Annotated in this window: 16 protein-coding genes and 1 tRNA gene; 11 read left to right on the top strand and 6 right to left on the bottom strand. The window is 71.8% G+C overall.

The genetic code is table 11. The features are described 5' to 3' along the window. Positions 1-54: 54 nt before the first annotated feature. The 4 genes from ACIA8R_RS02180 (at position 55) to ACIA8R_RS02165 (ending at position 4,461) form a co-directional block, all read left to right on the top strand. Positions 55-1,476, top strand: a complete 1,422-nt coding sequence (locus tag ACIA8R_RS02180) for an FtsK/SpoIIIE domain-containing protein (protein WP_397036011.1) — start codon at positions 55-57, stop codon at positions 1,474-1,476. A 68-nt stretch (positions 1,477-1,544) separates the two neighbouring features. After that, the gene (locus tag ACIA8R_RS02175) at positions 1,545-3,113 is read left to right on the top strand and encodes a replication initiator (protein WP_397036009.1); all 1,569 of its coding nucleotides are present in this window, start codon (positions 1,545-1,547) and stop codon (positions 3,111-3,113) included. Then, complete coding sequence (locus ACIA8R_RS02170; protein WP_397036007.1) at positions 3,113-3,319, top strand: helix-turn-helix domain-containing protein; 207 nt, start codon at positions 3,113-3,115, stop codon at positions 3,317-3,319. Before ACIA8R_RS02175 ends, ACIA8R_RS02170 begins: the two co-directional genes overlap by 1 nt. Further along, the gene (locus tag ACIA8R_RS02165) at positions 3,319-4,461 is read left to right on the top strand and encodes a tyrosine-type recombinase/integrase (protein ID WP_397036005.1); all 1,143 of its coding nucleotides are present in this window, start codon (positions 3,319-3,321) and stop codon (positions 4,459-4,461) included. The genes ACIA8R_RS02170 and ACIA8R_RS02165 overlap by 1 nt, the downstream gene beginning before the upstream one ends. Positions 4,462-4,517: 56 nt before the next feature. On the opposite strand, the gene ACIA8R_RS02160 is transcribed toward ACIA8R_RS02165, so the two are convergent. The 3 genes from ACIA8R_RS02160 to ACIA8R_RS02150 all read right to left on the bottom strand — a co-directional run bounded on the left by ACIA8R_RS02160 (position 4,518) and on the right by ACIA8R_RS02150 (position 5,472). Beyond that, positions 4,518-4,593, bottom strand: a tRNA-Ala gene (locus tag ACIA8R_RS02160). Positions 4,594-4,608: 15 nt separating this feature from the next. Next, on the bottom strand, positions 4,609-5,337 hold the full coding sequence (locus ACIA8R_RS02155; RefSeq protein ID WP_397036003.1) for an HAD-IA family hydrolase: 729 nt from the start codon (positions 5,335-5,337) through the stop codon (positions 4,609-4,611). A 15-nt stretch (positions 5,338-5,352) separates the two neighbouring features. After that, positions 5,353-5,472: a DLW-39 family protein gene (locus ACIA8R_RS02150; protein ID WP_020542320.1), complete on the bottom strand. Its 120-nt coding sequence runs from the start codon at positions 5,470-5,472 to the stop codon at positions 5,353-5,355. A gap of 1,500 nt (positions 5,473-6,972) precedes the next feature. Here ACIA8R_RS02150 and ACIA8R_RS02145 point away from each other — a divergent pair. Genes ACIA8R_RS02145 through ACIA8R_RS02135 form a run of 3 tightly spaced genes read left to right on the top strand, consistent with a single transcriptional unit; the run spans position 6,973 to position 10,336 of the window. Beyond that, complete coding sequence (locus ACIA8R_RS02145) at positions 6,973-7,185, top strand: heavy-metal-associated domain-containing protein (RefSeq protein WP_357693251.1); 213 nt, start codon at positions 6,973-6,975, stop codon at positions 7,183-7,185. After that, complete coding sequence (locus tag ACIA8R_RS02140) at positions 7,182-8,093, top strand: hypothetical protein (protein ID WP_397036001.1); 912 nt, start codon at positions 7,182-7,184, stop codon at positions 8,091-8,093. Before ACIA8R_RS02145 ends, ACIA8R_RS02140 begins: the two co-directional genes overlap by 4 nt. A 29-nt stretch (positions 8,094-8,122) precedes the next feature. Continuing rightward, positions 8,123-10,336: a heavy metal translocating P-type ATPase gene (locus tag ACIA8R_RS02135; protein WP_397036527.1), complete on the top strand. Its 2,214-nt coding sequence runs from the start codon at positions 8,123-8,125 to the stop codon at positions 10,334-10,336. On the opposite strand, the gene ACIA8R_RS02130 is transcribed toward ACIA8R_RS02135, so the two are convergent. Further along, positions 10,319-11,482, bottom strand: a complete 1,164-nt coding sequence (locus tag ACIA8R_RS02130; protein ID WP_397035999.1) for an MFS transporter — start codon at positions 11,480-11,482, stop codon at positions 10,319-10,321. The genes ACIA8R_RS02135 and ACIA8R_RS02130 overlap by 18 nt on opposite strands. Further along, positions 11,479-11,928: a carboxymuconolactone decarboxylase family protein gene (locus ACIA8R_RS02125; RefSeq protein WP_357693257.1), complete on the bottom strand. Its 450-nt coding sequence runs from the start codon at positions 11,926-11,928 to the stop codon at positions 11,479-11,481. Before ACIA8R_RS02125 ends, ACIA8R_RS02130 begins: the two co-directional genes overlap by 4 nt. 67 nt (positions 11,929-11,995) lie before the next feature. On the opposite strand from ACIA8R_RS02125, the gene ACIA8R_RS02120 reads away from it, so the two are divergent. Further along, complete coding sequence (locus ACIA8R_RS02120) at positions 11,996-13,411, top strand: PLP-dependent aminotransferase family protein (RefSeq protein ID WP_397035997.1); 1,416 nt, start codon at positions 11,996-11,998, stop codon at positions 13,409-13,411. Between the two features lie 12 nt (positions 13,412-13,423). Here the strand turns inward: ACIA8R_RS02120 and ACIA8R_RS02115 are convergent, their stop codons facing one another. After that, positions 13,424-13,942, bottom strand: coding sequence for a universal stress protein (locus ACIA8R_RS02115; protein ID WP_357693261.1), 519 nt, complete (start codon positions 13,940-13,942; stop codon positions 13,424-13,426). A 111-nt stretch (positions 13,943-14,053) separates the two neighbouring features. Between ACIA8R_RS02115 and ACIA8R_RS02110 the strand changes: the two genes are divergently transcribed. Genes ACIA8R_RS02110 through ACIA8R_RS02100 form a run of 3 tightly spaced genes read left to right on the top strand, consistent with a single transcriptional unit; the run spans position 14,054 to position 20,092 of the window. Then, positions 14,054-17,251: a BTAD domain-containing putative transcriptional regulator gene (locus ACIA8R_RS02110; RefSeq protein ID WP_397035995.1), complete on the top strand. Its 3,198-nt coding sequence runs from the start codon at positions 14,054-14,056 to the stop codon at positions 17,249-17,251. 35 nt (positions 17,252-17,286) lie between these two features. Further along, positions 17,287-17,448: a hypothetical protein gene (locus ACIA8R_RS02105; RefSeq protein ID WP_185844989.1), complete on the top strand. Its 162-nt coding sequence runs from the start codon at positions 17,287-17,289 to the stop codon at positions 17,446-17,448. A gap of 49 nt (positions 17,449-17,497) precedes the next feature. After that, on the top strand, positions 17,498-20,092 hold the full coding sequence (locus tag ACIA8R_RS02100) for a LuxR C-terminal-related transcriptional regulator (protein ID WP_397035993.1): 2,595 nt from the start codon (positions 17,498-17,500) through the stop codon (positions 20,090-20,092). The last annotated feature ends 4 nt before the right edge of the window (positions 20,093-20,096 follow it).

Raw genomic sequence — 20,096 nt, 5'->3', positions numbered from 1 at the left:
CGGCGGCCCCTCGATCTTCCACACACTCCACATGCTTGGAAGGACTCCAGCCTAATGTTCAAGAAGATGCCCGGCGAAGAGCCGTCCCGCATCGTTTCGACCACCCCGGACACGGCGGTCGTGTTCAAGCCCGCCGTCGTCAAGACGCCCGCGATCATCACCTTCATCGTCCTCGGCTGGCGCGCCGTCGTGAGCCTGGTCCTCACCGTGTGGCGGCACCCGGTCGCTGTGCTGGTCGTCACGGTCCCGTGCGCCCTGTCGGTGCTGTACGGCTGGCGGACCGCGCTGCTCCTCGTCACCCCGGCACTCGTCGGGATCGTCAGCTGGGGCATCCTCGACCGGCCGACCTTCATGCGCTGGATCGGCTGGCGGCTGCTCGCCTGGTGGCGACTGGTCGCGGTGTACCGGCGGCACTGGCAGCCGGTGATGATCGTCTCCGGCCTGGGCAGGCACATCCGGGGACGCGACTACCTACCCAAGCTGGGCAAGGTCACCTGTACCTCGTGGGCCGACCTGGTGACCGTCCGCATGCTTTCCGGCCAGGCGGTTAAGGACTGGGCGGACCGTACGGACAACCTCGCCTGCGGGTTCGGCGCGAGTTCCTGCCGCATCTCAGTCATAGAGGGTGGCCGGCTACAGCTCACCTTTCCACGACACGATCCGCTCGCCACTCCCCTGCCTGCCGTTCCGATTCACGAGGCAGCCTCTGTCGGACCAATCGAGATCGGCAAGCAGGAGGACGGGCAGCCGTGGCTGCTCAAGGTGCATGGCACTCACGTCTTGGTCGCCGGCGCGACAGGGGCCGGCAAGGGGTCGATCATCTGGTCCGCGATCCGTGGACTGCTCCCGGCCGTACGGGCAGGGCTGGTCGAAATCTGGGCGATCGACCCCAAGCTGATGGAGCTGTCCTTCGGCCGCACGCTCTTCGGCTCCCGGTACGCCGCCGACCCCGGCGAGTGCGCAGACCTACTCGACGACGCCGTCAAGGTCATGCAGTCCCGGGCCGCTCGCTTCGCCGGTCACCGCAGATCACACACACCCACTGTGGACGACCCGTTCGTCCTGGTCGTCGTCGATGAGGTGGCGTTCCTCACCGCCTACCAGCATGACAAAGAGCTGCGGCGCCGCATCTCCGCAGCGCTGGCCACGCTCACCACTCAAGGCCGCGCGGTCGGCGTCGGAGTCCTCGCGGCGCTCCAGGACCCGCGCAAGGAGGTCATGAACATCCGCAACCTGTTCCCCGACAAGATCGCTCTCCGCCTGGACGAGTCCGAACAGGTGGACATGGTCCTCGGCGACGGCGCACGTGACAGGGGAGCGCTGGCCGACCAGATCTCCCCCAGGCCCGAGGTGGGCGCTGGCGTCGGCTACGTCCGGCTGGAGACCTCGCCCGACCCTCTGAGGGTTCGTGCGGCTTACGTCTCCGACGAGGACATCCGCGACATGGTCACCGCGTACGGAGAGGAGGCCCATTGAACAGTCCACAGCACCCGGCGGAGATCCGGGGGGAGGCGGCTCGCCGCTCGGTTCCTCGGAAGATCCGGATGGCGCAACCGCTCGCCCGCGAGGTCGCCGAAGAGGTCGCCAAGCTGCACGGCGTCTGCATGCGTCCCGTTGCCCTGCGGCGGCTCGACCTGGTCACTGGCAAGGACGAGGTCATCGACGTCCCGTGCGGGGCGACGCTGGAGAGCAAGTGTCCTTCCTGCGCCAAGCGCAACCGGCAGCTCCGGATGGCGCAGTGCCGTGAAGGCTGGCACCTCACCGAAGAGCCTGTCATCAGTCCCGACGCAGCCACGGAGGAACAGCGCTGGCTGGTCGAGTTCCGAGCCGACATGCAGGCACGCCGAGACATGGCCGAACGCGCGGGCGAGGAAACCCGCGACTGGGACGCCGTCCTCGCCGGCCTCGACGAGGAGATCAACGCGGCGGGCATGCGCGGCAACGTCGTAGGCCGAACGGCACCCAAGCGCGTCCGCTCGACGAGACGGCGGCAAGACGCACCTGACCTGCCCAAGCGCAAGATGGCCAGTACCACCCTTGGGCGCACCTTCGAGGCTGGCGACGGCAAGCTCTACCGCCCCTCCCTGTTCGTTACCCTGACCCTGCCCTCATACGGAAGGGTCCGCGACGGCGTCCCGGTCGATCCGGAGACGTACGACTACCAGCGAGCTGCCCGCGACGCCCTGCACTTCTCCAAGCTGGTCGATAGGTTCGTGCAGAACCTCCGCCGTGTGGCGGGCTATGACGTGCAGTACTTCGCCACGGTGGAGCCACAGAAGCGGCTCGCACCACATCTCCACATGGCCATCCGCGGCACACTACCCCGTGCCGAGATCAAGCAGATCGCCGCAGCCACCTACCACCAGGTCTGGTGGCCACAGGCAGAAGAGGTGCGCTTCGAGGGCGAGCACCTGCCCGTCTGGGAGGAAGAGGCTGGCTACCTCGACCCCAACACAGGCGAGGTGCTGCCGACCTGGGAACAGGCCCTCGACCAGCTCGACACCGACGAGGACGCCAAGCCCCTGCACTTGATCCGCTTCGGCGACCAAGTGGACGTCAAGGGCGTGCTCGCCGGCACTCCCGACTCAGACCAATGCATCCGCTACCTGTCCAAGTACCTCACGAAGAGCCTCGGCGATGGCCTCGACAACCCAGCGCAGCGGCACCACACCGCCCGCTTCGTCGAGGCACTGCGATACGAGCCGTGCTCACCGGCCTGCCCGAACTGGCTCCGTTACGGCGTCCAGCCCAAGGGGGCCAAGCCCGGTATGACTCCGGGCCAATGCCGCAGCAAGGCCCACAAGCCCGAACACCTCGGCTACGCGGGCCGTCGCGTCCTGGTCTCCCGGAAGTGGTCGAACAAGACGCTCGCCGAACACAAGCAGGACCGCCGCACCTGGGTCCTGGAAGCTCTCGGCCAGACCGACGAGCCGACCGACCCACACCGCTACGTCTGGCGACCGGTTAGACCGGGAGACCCAGACATCGCCCCAGTCGGCATGCGTCTGCTGCGCAGTGTGGCCGAACGCCAGCGCTGGCGCGCCCACCTGCGAGAACTGGAAGCCAGAGCGAGCGGACAAGATCTTTCGGCAATCGGAGAGGAGGCAGCGTGATGGACAAGCTTCTCAACGTCGAGGAGGCGGCAGAACTTCTCAGCACCTCCCCAAGATTCGTCCGTCGCCTGATCGCCGAACGCCGGATCGAGTTCGTAAAGGTCGGACGCCATGTCCGCATCCGAGAGTCCGCATTGATCGCCTTCGTCGTGGCCGGAACCGTAATGCCGATGACGGCCGACACCCTCAAGGGGAGGGCTGCCTGATGGCCAACAAAGACGGACACCGGCGTTTCGGCAATATCCGCAAGCGCGAGTCAGGGCGGTTTCAGATCCGCTACCCGGGACCGGACGGGCGTCTGCGAACTGGTGCGACCACCTATGCCACCAGGGCCGAGGCAGACCGCGCGCTCACGCTCATTGAAGCCACGATGATCGCGGGCGACTGGACGGATCCCGACCGCGGGAAGGTCCTGTTGGGCGACTACGCGCGAGCCTGGATCAAGGAGCGTCCCGGCCTGCGCCCCAAGACCATCGAGAACTACACATGGCTGCTGCACCGACACATCATGCCGACCCTTGGCGGTGTCCAAGTCGGCAAGATCACAACACAGATGATCCGCGCATGGCGGGCCGAACGCCTGGAGCAGGGCACGTCGATCTCGACGGTTGCCAAGGCGTACCGGTTCCTACGGGCCGTTCTGATGACGGCGGCGGAAGAAGACAAGTTGATCAGCCGTAACCCCTGCCGGATCAAGGGGGCCGACAACGAACACACGCCCGAGCGTCCCGTGATCACGGTGTCTCAGGTATTCGAACTCGCCGACCGGATGGCGGACAGGCGGTTTCGAGCGCTCATCCTTCTGGCCACGTTCGCAAGCCTGCGATGGGGCGAGGTGATCGCACTTCGACGGCATGACCTCGACCTGGCGGCGCGCACAGTCCGAGTCCGGGAACAGCTCGTCGAGTTGGACGGCGGCGAGATGCGCCTGTGCCCGGTCAAGTCCAAGGCCGGCCGCCGGACTATCGGCATCCCCGCCGCGATCGTCCCCACCCTCACCGAACATCTTGCGTCCTACGTAGGTCCCGATGAGGACGCCTTCGTGTTCCTCGGGAAGAACAGCGGGTTCCTGCGCGGGGGCAACTTCCGGCGTGCCGCGAAGTGGGCAGACGCACTCAAGGAGATGGGCCTCATGGGTCTGCACTTCCACGATCTTCGCCACACGGGCAACACGCTGGCCGCACAGTCAGGGGCGAGCCTGGCCGACCTCAAAGCGCGGATGGGCCACGACAGTGATCGGGCCGCGCTCATCTACCAGCACGCGACCAAGGACGCCGACCAACGGATCGCCGACGCTCTCAGCGCGCGAGTGGAGGCGGATATGAGAGATCGCTGCCCTAGCGGCTAATGGCCCGTTAATGGCCCGAACACCCCGTCACAAGATCCGTGGCGGGGTGTTTTCCCTGGTGGAGCCTAGGAGATTCGAACTCCTGACATCCTGCTTGCAAAGCAGGCGCTCTGCCAACTGAGCTAAGGCCCCTTCGACGAAGATAGCTTACCGGGCCGACGAAGCCACCCGCGTCGCCCCAAGGTCCTCGCTCAGCACCAAGCCCGGAAAGTCTGCGATGGAGTCCAGGATGTGTGTGGCTCCGCCCTTGAGCAACCGTTCCCGGCTGTGCACCCCGGTCATCACCCCAGCCACCACGGACGCCCCGGCCCGGCGTCCGCAGAGCATGTCGCTCTCCGAGTCGCCGACGACCGCCACGTGCCGTACGTCCTGCACGCCGAGTCGCAGCACGGCGTGCAGGACCATGTCCGGCCAAGGGCGTCCGCGGCCGCCGGCGTCCTCCGGGGAGATGGCCAGGTCGACCTTGTCGCGCCAGCCGAGGACGCCGAGCACGCGGCTCAACGTCGTACGGCTGAACCCGGTGATCAGGGCGAGCTTGATCCCGGTGCCGCGGAGCTTGTCGAGCGCTTCCACGACTCCGGGGACGGGCACCAGTCCGGCACGTTCCAGCGCACCCTCGTAGGAGCGCTCGAACGTCAGGTTCGCCGCCTGGGCCTGGGCCTCGTTGCCGGGGAAGATGCCCCGGAAGACATCGATCTTGGGACAGCCCCGGGACCGGTGCACGTGAACCATGGCACGCGCGTACGCTCCGGTCCCGGGCACTATGCCCTGGGTGGCGATCGCCTCGGCGAAGGCGCGCTCGACCATGGCGATGTCACCGACTGTGGTGCCTGCCAGGTCCAGGCACGCCAGCTCGATGGGGACGACGTCACTCATCGCCTCGCCGGTCGGTTAGTTCTCGCTGCCGGTCGCCTCGGTCCAGAGATCGAGCTCGGCGCGGTCGGCCTGCACCTTACGCCAGATCAGCAACCCCCCAAGGGCGATCAGCGCCAGAACGAGCAGCTTCTTCACGGTGTGACCCCACTTCTTCGACGGTCTCACCTGCCGGGGTGAGACCCAACGGTTGACATGCAGCCTAGCAAGGGATGGCTGCGCTCCTTGTGTCGCGCACGAACCTGATGTGTGGCTTGTGCGTAGAACGAGCCTTCAGCCCGGCCTGGATCATCCCTTCGACCCCGGCCTTTATCCATCCCGTCCTGGGCAATCTGCCAATCACTTCGGACAACATCCCGATCATGCCAAATATCCGGACGTCCCGCGCGCTCGACATACCTCAGGGGGTATGTTACGTTTCCGTCGCCTTCTGATATACCCCCCTAGGGTAATTACAGAACCGAAGGGCGTCATACCGCCCAGCTCACGGCGATCCTGGACACGTCCAACTGCCGGAAATGCCGCGGGACCTCGACTTCTCGGCCGACGGGCTGCATTGGGTGTTCAACGCCTATGTCGTGGTCTTCGGCGGGTGGGCAGGCGGCTGTCCGACCTGTTCGGGCCTGAAGGATGTTCGTCACCGACTGAGCGGCGCTGATCGGCGAGGTCCGTGATCGCTGGCACGGCCCCGGTAAAGATCGCCGGGTGCGCGGTGCAGGGCGTCGGCGGCGCGCTCATCACCCCCGCCGCGATGACCCTGCTCATGACGCTCTTCGTCCACATTCCCCGGGAGCCGGGCAAGGCCATGGCTCTGTACGGCACTGCGGCCCCCGCGGGCGGCCCCGCAGCGTGCACCTCGAGGGACGGGCCGGCAACGGACCGGTCGCGGCCAGGGCGGCCAGGCCGATCGGGATGTGGATGACGAACCCCCAGGGCCGACTCAGCTACTCGGTGATGCGTCGAGGGCGCGGCGGCGGCAGGCGTGGCGGTGGCGGCAGGCCTGGCGGCGGCGGCAGGCCTGGCGGCGGCGGCAGGCGTGGCGGCGGCGACCTCGTGAAAGCCGTTTCGGTCGCGGCCGGGCTGGTCGTCCATGCCATCGTCGCCGGAAGCCGGATCGCCGGGCTCGGCGGGCTCGGCGGAGTCGGCGGAGTCGGCGGAGTCGGCGGGGTCGTCCTGTTCGCGCCGTTCCTGGTCGTCCAGCGGACCGCCAGGCAGGTGCCCATGACCGTGGCCCTCATGACCTCCAGGGTCGGCGTCACGCCGAGGCCGCCCAGCAGGTTCGGCGTGACGCCGGCCCAAGCCGCTGATCGTGATCGGGCTCGCCGCCCCGGCCGCGGATGTGACGAGGCTGCGGTTCACCAGCGGCTTCACCACGAACATGCTGCCGGCCAGCCTGGTCGCCGAGGGGGGGCATCACACGACCTACCACTCGACCTGGCCGTAATGACGGCCCGCAGCCACCTCGAAGGGCCGGCTCACCGACGGTTTCCAGACCGCCGTCGCCGACGCGGCGCTCATGCGCGAACCGGCCGTGCGCGAAACAGTGAGCTGAATCTCACACCCCTCCGAAATACCCTAGGGGGGTACCGTGTTAGAGTGTATTCGACAGGAACCGGAACAACGCCGAAGGAGACCGTAATGAGCACCGCCACCTACACCGTCAAGGGCATGACCTGCGGCCACTGCGTGAGCTCGGTGAAGGAGGAGGTCGGTGGCGTGGCCGGCGTCACCGGTGTCGAGGTCGACCTGGCCAGCGGCCTGCTCACCGTGACCAGCGAGAGCCAGGTCGAGTCCTCCTCGATCGCCGCCGCGGTCGAAGAGGCCGGATACGAACTTGTCGGGCAGTCGTGAACACGGCCGCCAAACTCGGCTCCTACGTCCTGGGGCTCGCCGTCGTCTTCGGCGGGGCCCTGGGCGTGGGGCGGGCGGTCGGCCCGGTGTCCCAGGAGCCGCCGCAGGAGAACCACGCCGCCATGACGGAGAGCCGGCAGCATGACGCGCCGAAGCAGGCGTCCAGTGATACCCCTGGGGGGCTGCAAGTGTCGCAGAACGGATACACCCTCAACCCGCTGACCCCGGTCGAGACCGGGAAGGCCACCGACTTCCGCTTCACGGTGACCGGGCCGAACGGCCGACCGGTGACCGACTACCAGATCGAGCACGACAAGAAGCTGCACTTCATCGTGGTCTCCCGCGATCTGACCACGTTCCTCCACCTTCATCCGGAGATGACCCCCGACGGCATCTGGTCGGTCGGGCTGACGTTGCCGGAGGCGGGGGCGTACCGGGCCTTCGCCGACTTCGCCCCGACGGGCGGCGAGAAGCTGACGCTCGGCGCCGACGTCCAGGCCGCCGGCGACTACCGGCCGAAGCCGCTGCCCGAGGCGAGCCGCTCCTCGAAGGTCGGCGACTACACTGTGAGCCTCGACGGAGACCTGGTCCCCGGGCGGGCGAGCAAGCTCACCCTCACGGTGAACAAGGACGGCAAGCCGGTCACCGACCTGCAGCCCTACCTGGGCGCGTACGGTCACCTGGTCGCCCTCCGCGCCGGTGACCTGGCCTACCTGCACGTGCACCCCGAGCAGAGCGAGAAGGCCGGGCCGCAGATCACCTTCTACGCCGAGGTGCCGAGCGTCGGCGACTACCGCCTGTTCCTCGACTTCAAGCACGGGGACGAGGTCCGTACCGCGGACTTCACCGTCCGCGCCACGCAGGGCGACGCGGACGCCGCGGAGCCGTCGGCCCCCCACGGCCACTGAGACGCTGAGACGCTGGGAAAGGAGAGATGATGTCTTCCCTCACCGAGGAAAAGGCCGTCGAGCTCACGATCGGCGGAATGACGTGCGCGTCCTGCGCCAACCGCATCGAGCGCAAGCTGAACAAGCTCGACGGCGTGACCGCGACGGTCAACTACGCGACGGAGAAGGCGAAGGTCACCTTTCCCGACGGGCTCGACCCCCAGTCGCTGATCAGCGAGGTCGAGAAGGCCGGGTACACCGCCGCGCTCCCGGTCGCCAAGGAGCGGAAGGGGCAGGAGGAGCAGGCCGAGCCCGCCGACGAGCTGCGGCCGCTGCGCGACCGGCTGATCGCCGCCGTCACGCTGAGCGTGCCGGTGATCGCGATGGCGATGGTCCCGGCGTTGCAGTTCACGAACTGGCAGTGGTTGTCGCTGGTGCTGGCCGCGCCGGTCGTGGTCTACGCCGGCTGGCCCTTCCACAAGGCCGCCTGGACGAACCTGCGCCACGGCGCCGCGACGATGGACACGCTGATCTCCATCGGCACGCTGGCCGCGCTCGGCTGGTCGTTGTGGGCGCTGTTCTTCGGCACGGCGGGCACGCCGGGCATGACGCACCCGTTCGAGCTGACCATCGAGCGCACCGACGGCTCGGGCAACATCTACCTGGAGGCCGCGGCGGGGGTCACGGCGTTCATCCTGGCCGGGCGCTACTTCGAGTCGCGTTCCAAGCGGCGGGCGGGGGCCGCGCTGCGGGCCCTGATGGAGCTGGGCGCTAAGGACGTCGAGCTGGCCGACGGGCGGCGGGTGCCGGTCGAGCAGCTCAAGTCGGGCGACACCTTCATCGTGCGGCCGGGTGAAAAGGTCGCCACCGACGGCGTGATCGAGGAGGGCACCTCCGCGGTGGACGCCTCGATGCTGACCGGCGAGTCCGTGCCCGTCGAGGTGCAGCCCGGCGACGTGGTCACCGGCGCGACGGTCAACGCGGGCGGCCGGCTGGTCGTGCGGGCCACCCGGGTCGGCGCGGACACGCAGCTCGCCCAGATGGCCAAGCTGGTGGAGGACGCCCAGACGGGCAAGGCCGAGGTGCAGCGGCTGGCTGACCGCGTCTCGGGCATCTTCGTCCCGATCGTGATCGCGCTGGCCCTCGGCACGCTGGGCTTCTGGCTCGGCACCGGCAACGGCGCGGGGGCCGCGTTCACCGCGGCGGTGGCCGTGCTGATCATCGCCTGCCCGTGCGCGCTCGGTCTGGCGACGCCCACGGCGCTGCTGGTCGGCACCGGCAGGGGCGCCCAGCTCGGCATCCTGATCAAGGGCCCGGAGGTGCTGGAGTCCACTCGCCGCATCGACACCATCGTCCTGGACAAGACCGGCACGGTCACCGAGGGCAAGATGACGCTGGTCGACGTGCACCTGGCCGAGGGCGAGAGCCGCGAGGAGGTGCTGCGGCTGGCCGGCGCTATCGAGCACGCCTCCGAGCACCCGATCGCCCAGGCCATCGCCAGGGAGGCGAAGTCCGACGCGACCGTGGAGGACTTCGCGAACGTCGAGGGCCTCGGCGTGCAGGGCATCGTGGACGGCCACGCGGTCCTGGTCGGCCGCCCGAGGCTGCTGGCCGAATGGTCGCAACACCTGCCCGCCGACCTGGCCGCCACCCTGGAGGAGGAGCAGGCCAAGGGCCGCACGGTGGTCGCCGCCGGCTGGGACGGCAAGGCCAGGGCGCTGCTGGTGGTGTCCGACGTGGTCAAGGAGACGAGCGCGGAGGCCATCGCCAGGCTGCGGACTCTGGGCCTCACCCCGGTCCTGCTGACCGGCGACAACGAGGCCGTCGCCCGGCAGGTCGCGGACGAGGTCGGCATCGACGAGGTGATCGCCGAGGTGCTGCCCGCCGACAAGGTCGACGTGGTCAAGCGGCTGCAGGGCGAGGGCAAGGTCGTGGCGATGGTCGGCGACGGCGTCAACGACGCGGCCGCGCTCGCCCAGGCCGACCTGGGCCTGGCCATGGGCACCGGCACGGACGCCGCGATCGAGGCCTCCGACCTGACCCTGGTCAGGGGCGACCTGCTGGTGGCCGCCGACGCGATCAGGCTCTCCCGCCGGACGCTCGGCACGATCAAGGGCAACCTGTTCTGGGCCTTCGCCTACAACGTGGCCGCCCTGCCGCTGGCCGCGCTCGGCCTGCTCAACCCGATGATCGCGGGGGCCGCGATGGCCTTCTCCAGCGTCTTCGTGGTGAGCAACAGCCTGCGGCTACGCCGGTTCAAGTGATCGCTGGGCCCATCTGACGGCCGGTGCCATCGTGGCGCCGGCCGTCATGAACGCCAGGCCCAGCAGCAGCCAGCCCACGGTTCCCCCGTCGAGCACGAGCGCGGTGAGCACGACCGGGCCGAGCATCCTCGCCACGGCCGTGCCGGTGCCGAAGAAGCCCTGGTACTGGCCCTGCCGGTCGTCGGGGGCCAATCCGAACCCGATCTCCCAGGCCCCCGCGGCCAGGAACATCTCCCCGGCCACCTGCAGGCCGGCCGCCGCGATCAGGAAGATCCAGCCGTACGGGCTGAGGGCGAACACCGCGCACGCGGCGAACATCACGAACCCGGCCCTGCGGACAGCCGAGGAGGCGTCCCGCAAATCGCGCACCCGGCGGGCCACGCGTACCTGGAAGAGCAGCACGCTGCCGGTGTTGAGCACGAGCAGCACCGAGACCATCCACGTGGGCGCGGACGTGCGCTGCGCGATCCACAGCGGCACCACGAGGCTGAGCAGCGGCATGTAGAACAGCATGACCGCGTTGATCAGCGTGACCAGCGCGTACGGCCGGTCCCTGAGCACGGCCAGCCGCGGCCCCGGCGCGGCGGGCGCGGGCCGCACGGCGGGCAGCGCGCGCAGGACCAGCGCGGCCACCAGGAAGCTCAGGGCGTCCAGCGCGAACACCGCGGTGTATCCGGCACGGGTGCCGACGGTCAGCGCGACGCCGCCCAGCGCGGCCCCGACGGCCATGCCGCCGTTGAGCGTGGACTGCAGCACCGCCCGCACGACCGTGCGGCGTGCCGGCTCGATCAGCCCGGCCAGCAGGGCCTGGCGGGCCGCCGACAGGCCGGTCTGCGCGGTCCCGTACAGGCAGGCGACCAGCACGAACAGCGCGAACGAGTGGACGAACACGAACGAGCCGGCCGCCACCGCGGTGGTGAGCGCGAGCAGCACCGCCACGCCGCGCGGCCCGCGCCGGTCGGCCAGGTGCCCGAGGGGCACCCCCGCCACCGAGCCGACCGCCCAGCCCAGGGTGAGGCCGAGGCCGATCTCGGTGGCCGACAGGCCCACGACCTTGGCGAAGTAGAGCGCCGAGGTGACCAGGTAGGCACCGTCGCCGATGGAATTGGCGAGCTGCGCGGCGGCGAGGACGCGCTCGCGTCTCATGACTTGTACGACTCCGGGGTCATACGGGTGGCGACGCCCATCCGGTTCCAGGCGTTGATGGTGGCGACGGCCACGGTCAGCGCGGCCAGTTGCTGCTCGTCGAAGTGCGCGGCGGCCTGGGCCCAGACCTCGTCGGTGACGTCGTCGGTGGACAGGCGGGTGGCGGCCTCGGTGAAGGCCAGGGCGGCGCGTTCCTCAGGGGTGAAGAAGGGGGCCTCGCGCCAGACGGCCACGGCGTGCAGCCTGGCGTCGCTCTCCCCCGCCTGCTTGGCGTCGGAGCTGTGCATGTCCACGCAGTAGACGCAGCCGTTGATCTGGCTGGCGCGCAGCCGTACGAGTTCGAGGAGGGGCTTGGGGAGGGTGCTCTGGGCCACGAATCTGTCCAGGCCGGCCATCGCCTTGTAGGCCTCGCCGGCGAACTTCCCGAGTTCCATGCGTTCGGTCATGTGCCTATCTTGGCCGCCCTCTTGTCCCGATATAAGCTCCAATTTCCGCCAAGTTGATTGGGCCAAATTGGACGTTCACATCAGCCTCCAAGGGCGCGGTGACCTGGCCGCACAGGTCTACCGGCAACTGCTCGACGCCATACTCGACGGCCGGCTGCGCTCGGGCGAGCGGCTGCCGCCGACCAGGGAGCTGGCCCGCCGCCTGGAGATCTCCAGGAACACGGTGGCGGTGGCCTACGACCGGCTGGTGGCCGACGGCTTCCTGGTCGGCCGGGCGGGGGCGGGCACGTTCGTGTCGGCCGAGCCGGTGCGCGGCCGGGCCGCGCCCAAGGGGGTGGTCAGGCCGCGCGCGTTCTGGCGGGAGCTCGGGACGCCCACAAGGGAGCTCGGGGCGCCGGTCCGGGAGCTCGGGGCGCCGGTCGGAGTGCCGCCCGCCCGGTACGACTTCCGCGTCGGCCTGCCGGACGCGCGGCTGTTCCCGATGGAGACCTGGCGCAGGCTGGTGGCCAGGGAGCTGCGGGTGGGCCTGGCGACGTACGACCATCCGTCCGGCTATGAACCTCTACGTGAGGCTATTTCGCGGCATATCGGGATCAGTCGGTCGGTTCATGCGGGGCCCGGCGACGTCCTGATCACCAACGGCGCGCAGCAGGCCCTCGACCTCGTCGGACGCGTGCTGATCGAGCCCGGCACGACCGTCGCCGTCGAGGAGCCCGGCTACCCGCCCGCCCGCCGCCTGTTCGGCTCGCTCGGCGCCCGCGTGGTCGGCGTGCCCGTGGACGCCGAGGGCCTGGACGTGTCGGCCATCCCCCGCTCGGCGAGCCTCGTCTACGTCACGCCCTCGCACCAGTTCCCGCTGGGCACGCCCATGTCGCTGGCCCGCCGCGCCGCCCTGCTCGCCTGGGCGGAACGCCGCGCCGCCGTCGTGATCGAGGACGACTACGACAGCGAGTTCCGCTTCGGCGAACGTCCGCTGGAACCCCTCCAGAGCCTCGACCGGGCGGGCCGGGTCATCTACGTGGGCTCATTCTCCAAGACCCTGCTCCCCATGCTCAGGCTCGGCTTCCTCGTCGCCCCCGCCTCGCTCGGCCCGGCCCTGCGCGCCGCGCGGCAGCTCTCCGACTGGCACGGCGACGTGCCCACGCAGGCCGCGCTGGCCCGCTTCATCGACGAGGGCCTGCTGGCCAGGCACATCAGGAAGGCGACCCGCGTGTACGCCACCCGGCACGACCTGGTCACCAGGACGCTGGCCGGGGACGACCGGCTGCGGCTGATCCCGTCCGCGGCGGGGTTGCACGTGTGCGCCCGGCTGGCCCCGGGCGTGTCGCTGCGTCCCGCGCCGGACGTGGCCGTCGAGCAGCTCGACGCGTACTGCGGCGAGAGCCCGGCGCAGCGGGGCCTGGTCCTGGGCTACGGCGCGATCGGCCCGCACGACATCGGGCCGGGCCTGCGCCTGCTCACCGACAGCCTGACCGGCCCGTAGAGCCGGACGCCGTCAGTAGTGCCGGCGGCTCCAGAACCGCCGCGCCCGCTCCCCCGACAGCTCCGGATCGTCCGGCGGCGACGGCTGCTGCACGATGACGACGGTCGTCTTGGCGTGGCGGGCGCAGTACATGCTGGTGGAGGGCAGCAGGATCCGGCTCAGCAGCCTGCGCCTGCCCCGGCCGAGCACCAGCAGGTCGCCCTCGCGGGCCAGGTCGACGAGATGGTAGCCGGGGTCGCCGACCTTGCTGACCGTCGCCACGCGCAGGTCGTCGGGCATGCCGCCGGCGACGTCCTCGAACACGCCCGTGATCACCTCCGCACAGCGGGTCTCCTCGCCCTGACGGATCGCGTGCTGCACGGGCAGCGCCTCGGGGAAGGGATGGACGGGCGCGCGACTGACGTGAACGGCCACCAGAGCCATCCGGTGCAGCCTGGCCGCGCCGATGGCCCAGGCGAGTGCCCAGCGCGAGGCCGGGGACTCGTCCACCCCCACGATCAGCCTCACACCGCCAGGCAGATCCTGTTCCACGGTGCCTCCTGGAAATGAAGTACGACCATAGTGCGCCAACCGGCGAGTTACCGGGAGGTGGCACTTTGCGAACTCTGGAGTCCTCCGCGAACCCGGGCGTAGCATGCGGGGGTGGAACGCGGGTGGGTGCAACCCCGTCCCGCCCTCGACCGGCGGCTCGACGGGGCGCTTACGCACAGGCTCACCACGCTCGTGGCCTCTACAGGCTACGGGAAGTCGATCGCGCTCGCCGGTTGGAGCCACGCCGTCGGCGCGGTGCTGCACCTGCTCGGGCCCGCCGACCGCGACCTGCCGACGCTGGCGGGCTCGGTGGCGTCGGCGCTGGCCGAGGCCGTCCCGGGGCTGCCCCCAGAGCTGCTGGCCGCGGCCGGCGCGCCGCTCGGGCCCGGCGCCGACGAGCTGTCCAGGGCCGCCGCGCTGGCGGGCGCGCTGGCCGAGGCGCTGGCCCGGCGGCTGACCAGAGGGCTCGCGCTGGTCTTCGACGGCGTCGACGCGATCACCGGCGCGCCCGGCTCGGTGCGTTACGTCGAGACGCTGGTCCGCGCCGCGCCCCGGCACCTCCACCTGGTCACCGCCTCGCGGGCGCCGCTGCCGTTCCCGACGGCCCGGCTGCGCCAGGACCACGAGGTGCTCGACCTCGACGCCACCGACCTCGCGCTCACCCCGTCCGAGACCGCCGCCTGGGCCCGCGAGCGGCTGGGCGAGCAGGGCGCGGGCATCGCCGCCAGGGTGCACGAGGCCTGCGCGGGCTGGCCCGCCGCCGTCCAGGCCGCCCTCGACACGCTGGCCCGCGAGGAGCCGGCGGGCTGGCCGCGCACCGCGGCGAGCCTGACCGCCGGCTCGGCCACGCTCGAACACCTGACGCTCGCCGCGTTCAAGGACCTGCCGCAGGGCATGCGCGAGCTGCTGCGCGCGGCGACCGTCCTGCCGGTGCTGACCGCCGGCCTGTCCGCCACGCTCGGCGCGCCGCCCGACACGCTCGCGGCCCTGACCAGCCGCGGCCTGTTCATCGAGGCCGACCAGGACGGCCACCGGCTGACCGCCACCAGCAGGCACGTCCTGGCCAGGCACGCCCCGCTCGACCGGCACGAGGCCCACGACGTGGCCGCGGTCGCCGCCCGCTGGTACGTCGAGCACGACCAGCCCGAGCTGGCCCTGCGCGCAGCGGTCGCGACCGCCCACCCCGAGCTCGCCGCGTCGCTGCTCAACTCCCACGGCCCCCGCCTGGCCGAACGCGGCGACGTGATCGCGGCGCTCGACCTGCTGCCCGAGCAGGCCAGGAGCTCCCCGCCGATGCTCAGGCTGGCCGGCATCGCCGAGCAGAACCGCGGCCACTGGACCCGCGCCCACGACCTGCTGGCCCGGGTGGCGGGCAGCCCCGCCTTCGACGCGTTCGTGGCCAGGCGGCTCGGCTTCATCGACCACCTGCGCGGCGACCTCGACGCCGCCATGGCCATGTACGCCAAGGGCCACGCGTACGGCTCGCCGCCCGCCGACGCCGCCATGTGCGCCGCCTCCATGGCCTCGGTGCTGTGGCTGAAGGGCGACCGGGCGGGCTGTGCCGAGCTGGCCGACCAGGCGCTGGAGCAGGCCGGCGGCCTCGGCGACCCGGGCGCGCTGGCGATGGCCAACACGGTGCTGGCCATGCTGGCCGCGCTCGACGGCGACCGCCGCGCCAACGACGCCTACTACCTGCGCGCCCTGGAGTACGCCGAACGCGCCGGGGACATCGTCCAGCTCATCAGGATCCGGGCCAACCGGGCCTCCCGCCATCTCGACGAGGGCGCCTACGCCGAGGCGCTGGCCGAGACGGAGGCCGCCGGCCGGCTGTGCGACCTGGTGTCGTTCGCGCCGTACGCCGCGCTCAACGTGGCGAACCGGGCCAAGGCGCTGGTCGGGCTCGGCCGGCTGGAGGAGTCGGCGATCGACGCCGCCGACGCGGTGGCCAGGTGGGAGGCGATGGGTTCGCGGCTGGTCAGCGTCGGGCTGGTCAGGCTGGGCGAGATCCACGCGCTGCGTGGCGACCGCGGCCAGGCGGCCGCCGTCTACCGCCGGGTGATCGCCGAGACCGGCCCGCTGGGCGAGGTGCAGACCCGCTCAAATGCGCTCAACGCGCTGGCCGAGCTGCTCGCCGAGGAGGATCCCGAGGAAGCCGCCAAGGTGGCCGAGCAGGCGCTCGTGCACGCCGGTGGCATCGCCGGGGTCACCGCGCGGGTGGCGGCGGCGCACGTGGCCGTGGCCGCCGGACGCCGTGAGGAGGCCGTCCGGCTGCTCGACGAGACCGAGCCGGTCGCCGTGGAGCGCAGGGACCACGCGGCCCAGGCGGTGATCTGCGAGCTGCGGACCCGGCTCGACGGCGATCCGGCGCAGGCCGACGAGGCGGTGCGCAGGTGGGCGGCGCTCGGCGACCCGATCGGGCGGGCCAGGGCCGAGCTGGTGCGGGCGGCCCTGGCCGACCCGGTGAGCGGGGGCGAGGTGGCCGTACGCGTGCGCGAGCGGATGCACGCGATCGGCTGCCGGGCGCTCGACGACCGGATCGACGAGCTGATCGCCCGCGCGGCGCCCGTGACGGGGGCGACGGTGGTGATCGAGACCATGGGAACGTTCCGGGTGCTGCGCGGCGCGGTGCCGGTCCCGCGTACGGCCTGGCAGTCGCGCAAGGCCCGCGACCTGCTGAAGATCCTGGTCAGCCGCCGGGGCGGCGCGATCAGCAGGGAACGGCTCGTGGAGATCCTCTGGCCCGACCAGGCGGACGACACGGTCGGGCTGCGGCGGCTCAACGTCATGGTCTCCACGCTGCGCGCGGTGCTCGACCCGGCCCACGAGCGGCCCGCCGACGACCTGGTGGTCTCCGAGGAGGGCGCGCTGCGCCTGGACCTGGCGCACGCCGACGTCGACGTGGAGCGCTTCCTCGACCTGGCCGCCGGAGCCGTACGGCTGGAGCAGACCGGCCGGACGGCCGAGGCGCTGGAGCTGTGGACGGCGGCCGAGAGCGCGTACGGCGGCGAGTTCTGCGAGGAGGACCCCTACGCCGACTGGGCCGTGGGCCTGCGCGAACAGGCGAGGCTGGCCTACGTGCAGGCCGCCGCCAGGCTGGCCGCGGCGCGCACCCGCGAGCGGCGCTACGACGAGGCCGCCCGCCACTGGCTGCGCCTGCTGGAGCGCGACGGCTACGACGAACGCGCCCACCTGGGCCTGGTACGCGTGCTCGACCTGGCGGGACGGCGCGGCGACGCCCGCAGGCGCTACCACCTGTACGCCGAGCGCATGCGCGAGCTGGAGGTCGAGCCCGCGCCCTACCCCACCTGAACCAGACCTGAACCGTCCGGGGAGATGGTGCTCCGATGAGGACGGTCATCGTACGGCTGGTCGAGCCCGAGCAATCCGGCGGCCAGCTCCGCGGGCTGCTCGAAGAGGTGGGGGGCGAGCCGGTGCCGTTCAGCGGTGCCGACGCCGTGATCACCCTGCTGCTGAACGCGGCCGGCCTGAACCGCGATCCCGCCTGAACCTCGCGCGAACCTCGGCTCGCCACCATCTGTGGTGAGAGGAGGCACGATGAGCGAGCAGCTGGGGAGCGGATGGCCGTTCGTCGGGCGAGGGGGATCGATCGCGACCGTGCGCGAGGCGCTGCGGTCGGGAGCCGGCGTGATGATCGCCGGTGAGGCGGGCGTCGGCAAGAGCAGGCTGGCCGCGCAGGCGCTGGCCGGGCTCGACGGGTACGAGGTCGTGCGCGTGCTGGGCACGGAGACCGCGTCGATGATCCCGTTCGGGGCGTTCGCCCACGTACTGACGGGTCCGCCGCACGGTGGCGAGAACCTGCTGCGCTGGGCCGCGCGGCACCTGCGCAGGGGAGGCAGGGGAGAAGGAGAACTGCTGGTGAGCGTGGACGACGCCCACCGGCTCGACGCGGCCTCGGCCGCGCTGGTGCACCACCTGGCGGCGGGTGGGGAGGCCAGGGTGCTGGTCACGGTGCGTACGGGCGGCCCGCTGCCGGCGCCGGTGGCCGCGCTGTGGAAGGACGAGCTGCTGACCAGGATCGAGCTGCCGCCGCTCGGCCAGGACGAGATCGGCCAGGTGCTGGCGGGCGCGCTCGGCGGCGAGGTGGCGGCGGGGACCGTACGGCGTCTGGCGGACGTCACCGGCGGGAACGTGCTCTACCTGCGCGAGGTCGTGCACGCCGGGCGGACGTCCGGCTGCCTGGCCGAGAGCGGCGGCGAGTGGCGCTGGCGGGGCGAGCTGTCGATGACGACCCGGCTGCGCGAGCTGGTCGGCGCCCGCATCGGCCACCTGGACCAGGACGAGCGGGAGGTGCTGGAGCTGGTGGCGTTCGGTGAGCCGGTGGGCGCCGAGCTGCTGGTCGCGCTGACCTCGTCACGCGCGGTCGAGCGGGTCGAGGCCCGCGGCCTGGTCGCCGTCGCCGGCGACGGCAGGCGCGAGCAGGTACGCCTCGGCCACCCCCTGTACGGCGAGGTGGTCCGCGGCGACTGCGGCACGTTACGGGCCAGGCGGCGGCTGCGGACGCTGGCCGAGGCCCTGGAGGCCAGCGGCCCGCGGCGACGCGAGGACGAGCTGCGCGCGGCCGTCTGGCGGCTGGACAGCGGGTCGGCCGCCGCGCCCGAGATGTTGTTGTCGGCCGCGGACCTGGCCTGGGCCAGGCGTGACCCACGGCTGGCGGCCCGGCTGGCCAGGGCCGCGATCGAGGCGGGCGCGGGCGTGGCGGCCGTCGCGCTGCTCGGCCAGGTGCTGATGGTGCTGGGCGACCCGGACGCCGCTCTGACGGCGCTGCGGCAGGCGGCCAGGAACGCCGTCACCGAGGGCGAGCGCGCGCAGCACGCCTTCAGCCTGGGCATGAACCTCGCCTGGGCGGGCGCGGACGGCGAGGCGTGCCGGGTGCTCGACCTGGCGGCCGAGGCGCTGACCGATCCGGCCTGGCGGCAGGAGGCGCACGTCTACCGGGGCGTCGCCGACTTCTTCGCCGGGCGGCTGACCGGGGCCGCCGGGTCGCTGGCGCGGGCGCGCGCGTGCGAGCCGATGACCGTGCGCGGCGCGGCGCACGCGACCGGGCTGGAGGCGTGGATCGACGCCTACTCGGGCCGTGCGGAACGTGCGCTCGCCGTGGTCGAGCGGGCGCTCACGACCATGGACGACTGGGACGACGACGCCCCGCACGCGCTGCCGACCCTGCTGGACGCGCGCTGCGCCGCCCAGGTGTTCTCCGCCCGGCTGGACGAGGCCGAGCGGACGGCCGCGGAGGGCATGGAGCCGGCGGCGGCCGAACCGGCGGTGTCGGGGTTCGGGGCGTACCGGGCGATGGTCGGCAGACTGCGCGGCGACGCGGCCGGCGCGGCCCGCTGGGCCAGGGAGGACGCGGCCCGGCTGCCGGCGCGGACGCCGTACCGGGGGCGGTGCCTGGCCGAGCTGGCTCATGCGCGGGCATTGCTGGGGGAGACGGCGGCGGCTCGGGCCGTGCTGGCCGAGGCCGAGGAGTCGGCCTCGCGGTGGGCGTTCACCCGGCAGCCGGTGCTCCAGGCGGCGGTCTGGGTGGCGGCCTCGGCGGGCGACCTGGACGAGGCGGTGAGCCTGTGCCAGTCGGCCGCCGGGCTGGCCGAGCAGCACGAGCAGTTCGGGCAGCTGATGTTCGCGCTGCACGACCTGGTGCGGCTCGGCGCGCCCGCCCTGGCGGCCCGGCGGCTGGCCGCGCTCGCCGAACGCGTGGACGGACCGCTGGCCGGGCTGTTCGCCCGGCACGCGCGGGCCGCCGGCGACCCCGCCGAGCTGCGGGACGTCGCCGCCGAGTTCGAGCGGCTCGGCCTGATCCTGTACGCCGCCGAGGCCCTCGCCCAGGAGTCGGCGGCCCACCGCCGGGACGGCCGGGGCACGCTGGCCAGGGGGGCGCAGACCAGGGCGTGGGCGCTGGCCAGGCGGTGCCCGGGGGTCTCGACGCCCGCGCTGGTCGAGCTGGCCACGCCGGAGCTCACGCCGCGCCAGCGGGAGATCGTCAAGCTGGCGGCGGCCGGGCTGACGAACCGGCAGATCGCCGACCGGCTGACGCTGTCCACCCGGACGGCGGCCAACCATCTCCAGGCGGCCTACGAGAAACTGGGCGTCAACGACCGCACCCAGGTGGGCCGCCTCCTGGCGGCGCTGTGAACCG

Source organism: Nonomuraea sp. NPDC051191 (assembly GCF_044455665.1).
Classification (GTDB): Bacteria; Actinomycetota; Actinomycetes; order Streptosporangiales; family Streptosporangiaceae; genus Nonomuraea.
This window is presented reverse-complemented; position numbering and strand designations above follow the sequence as displayed.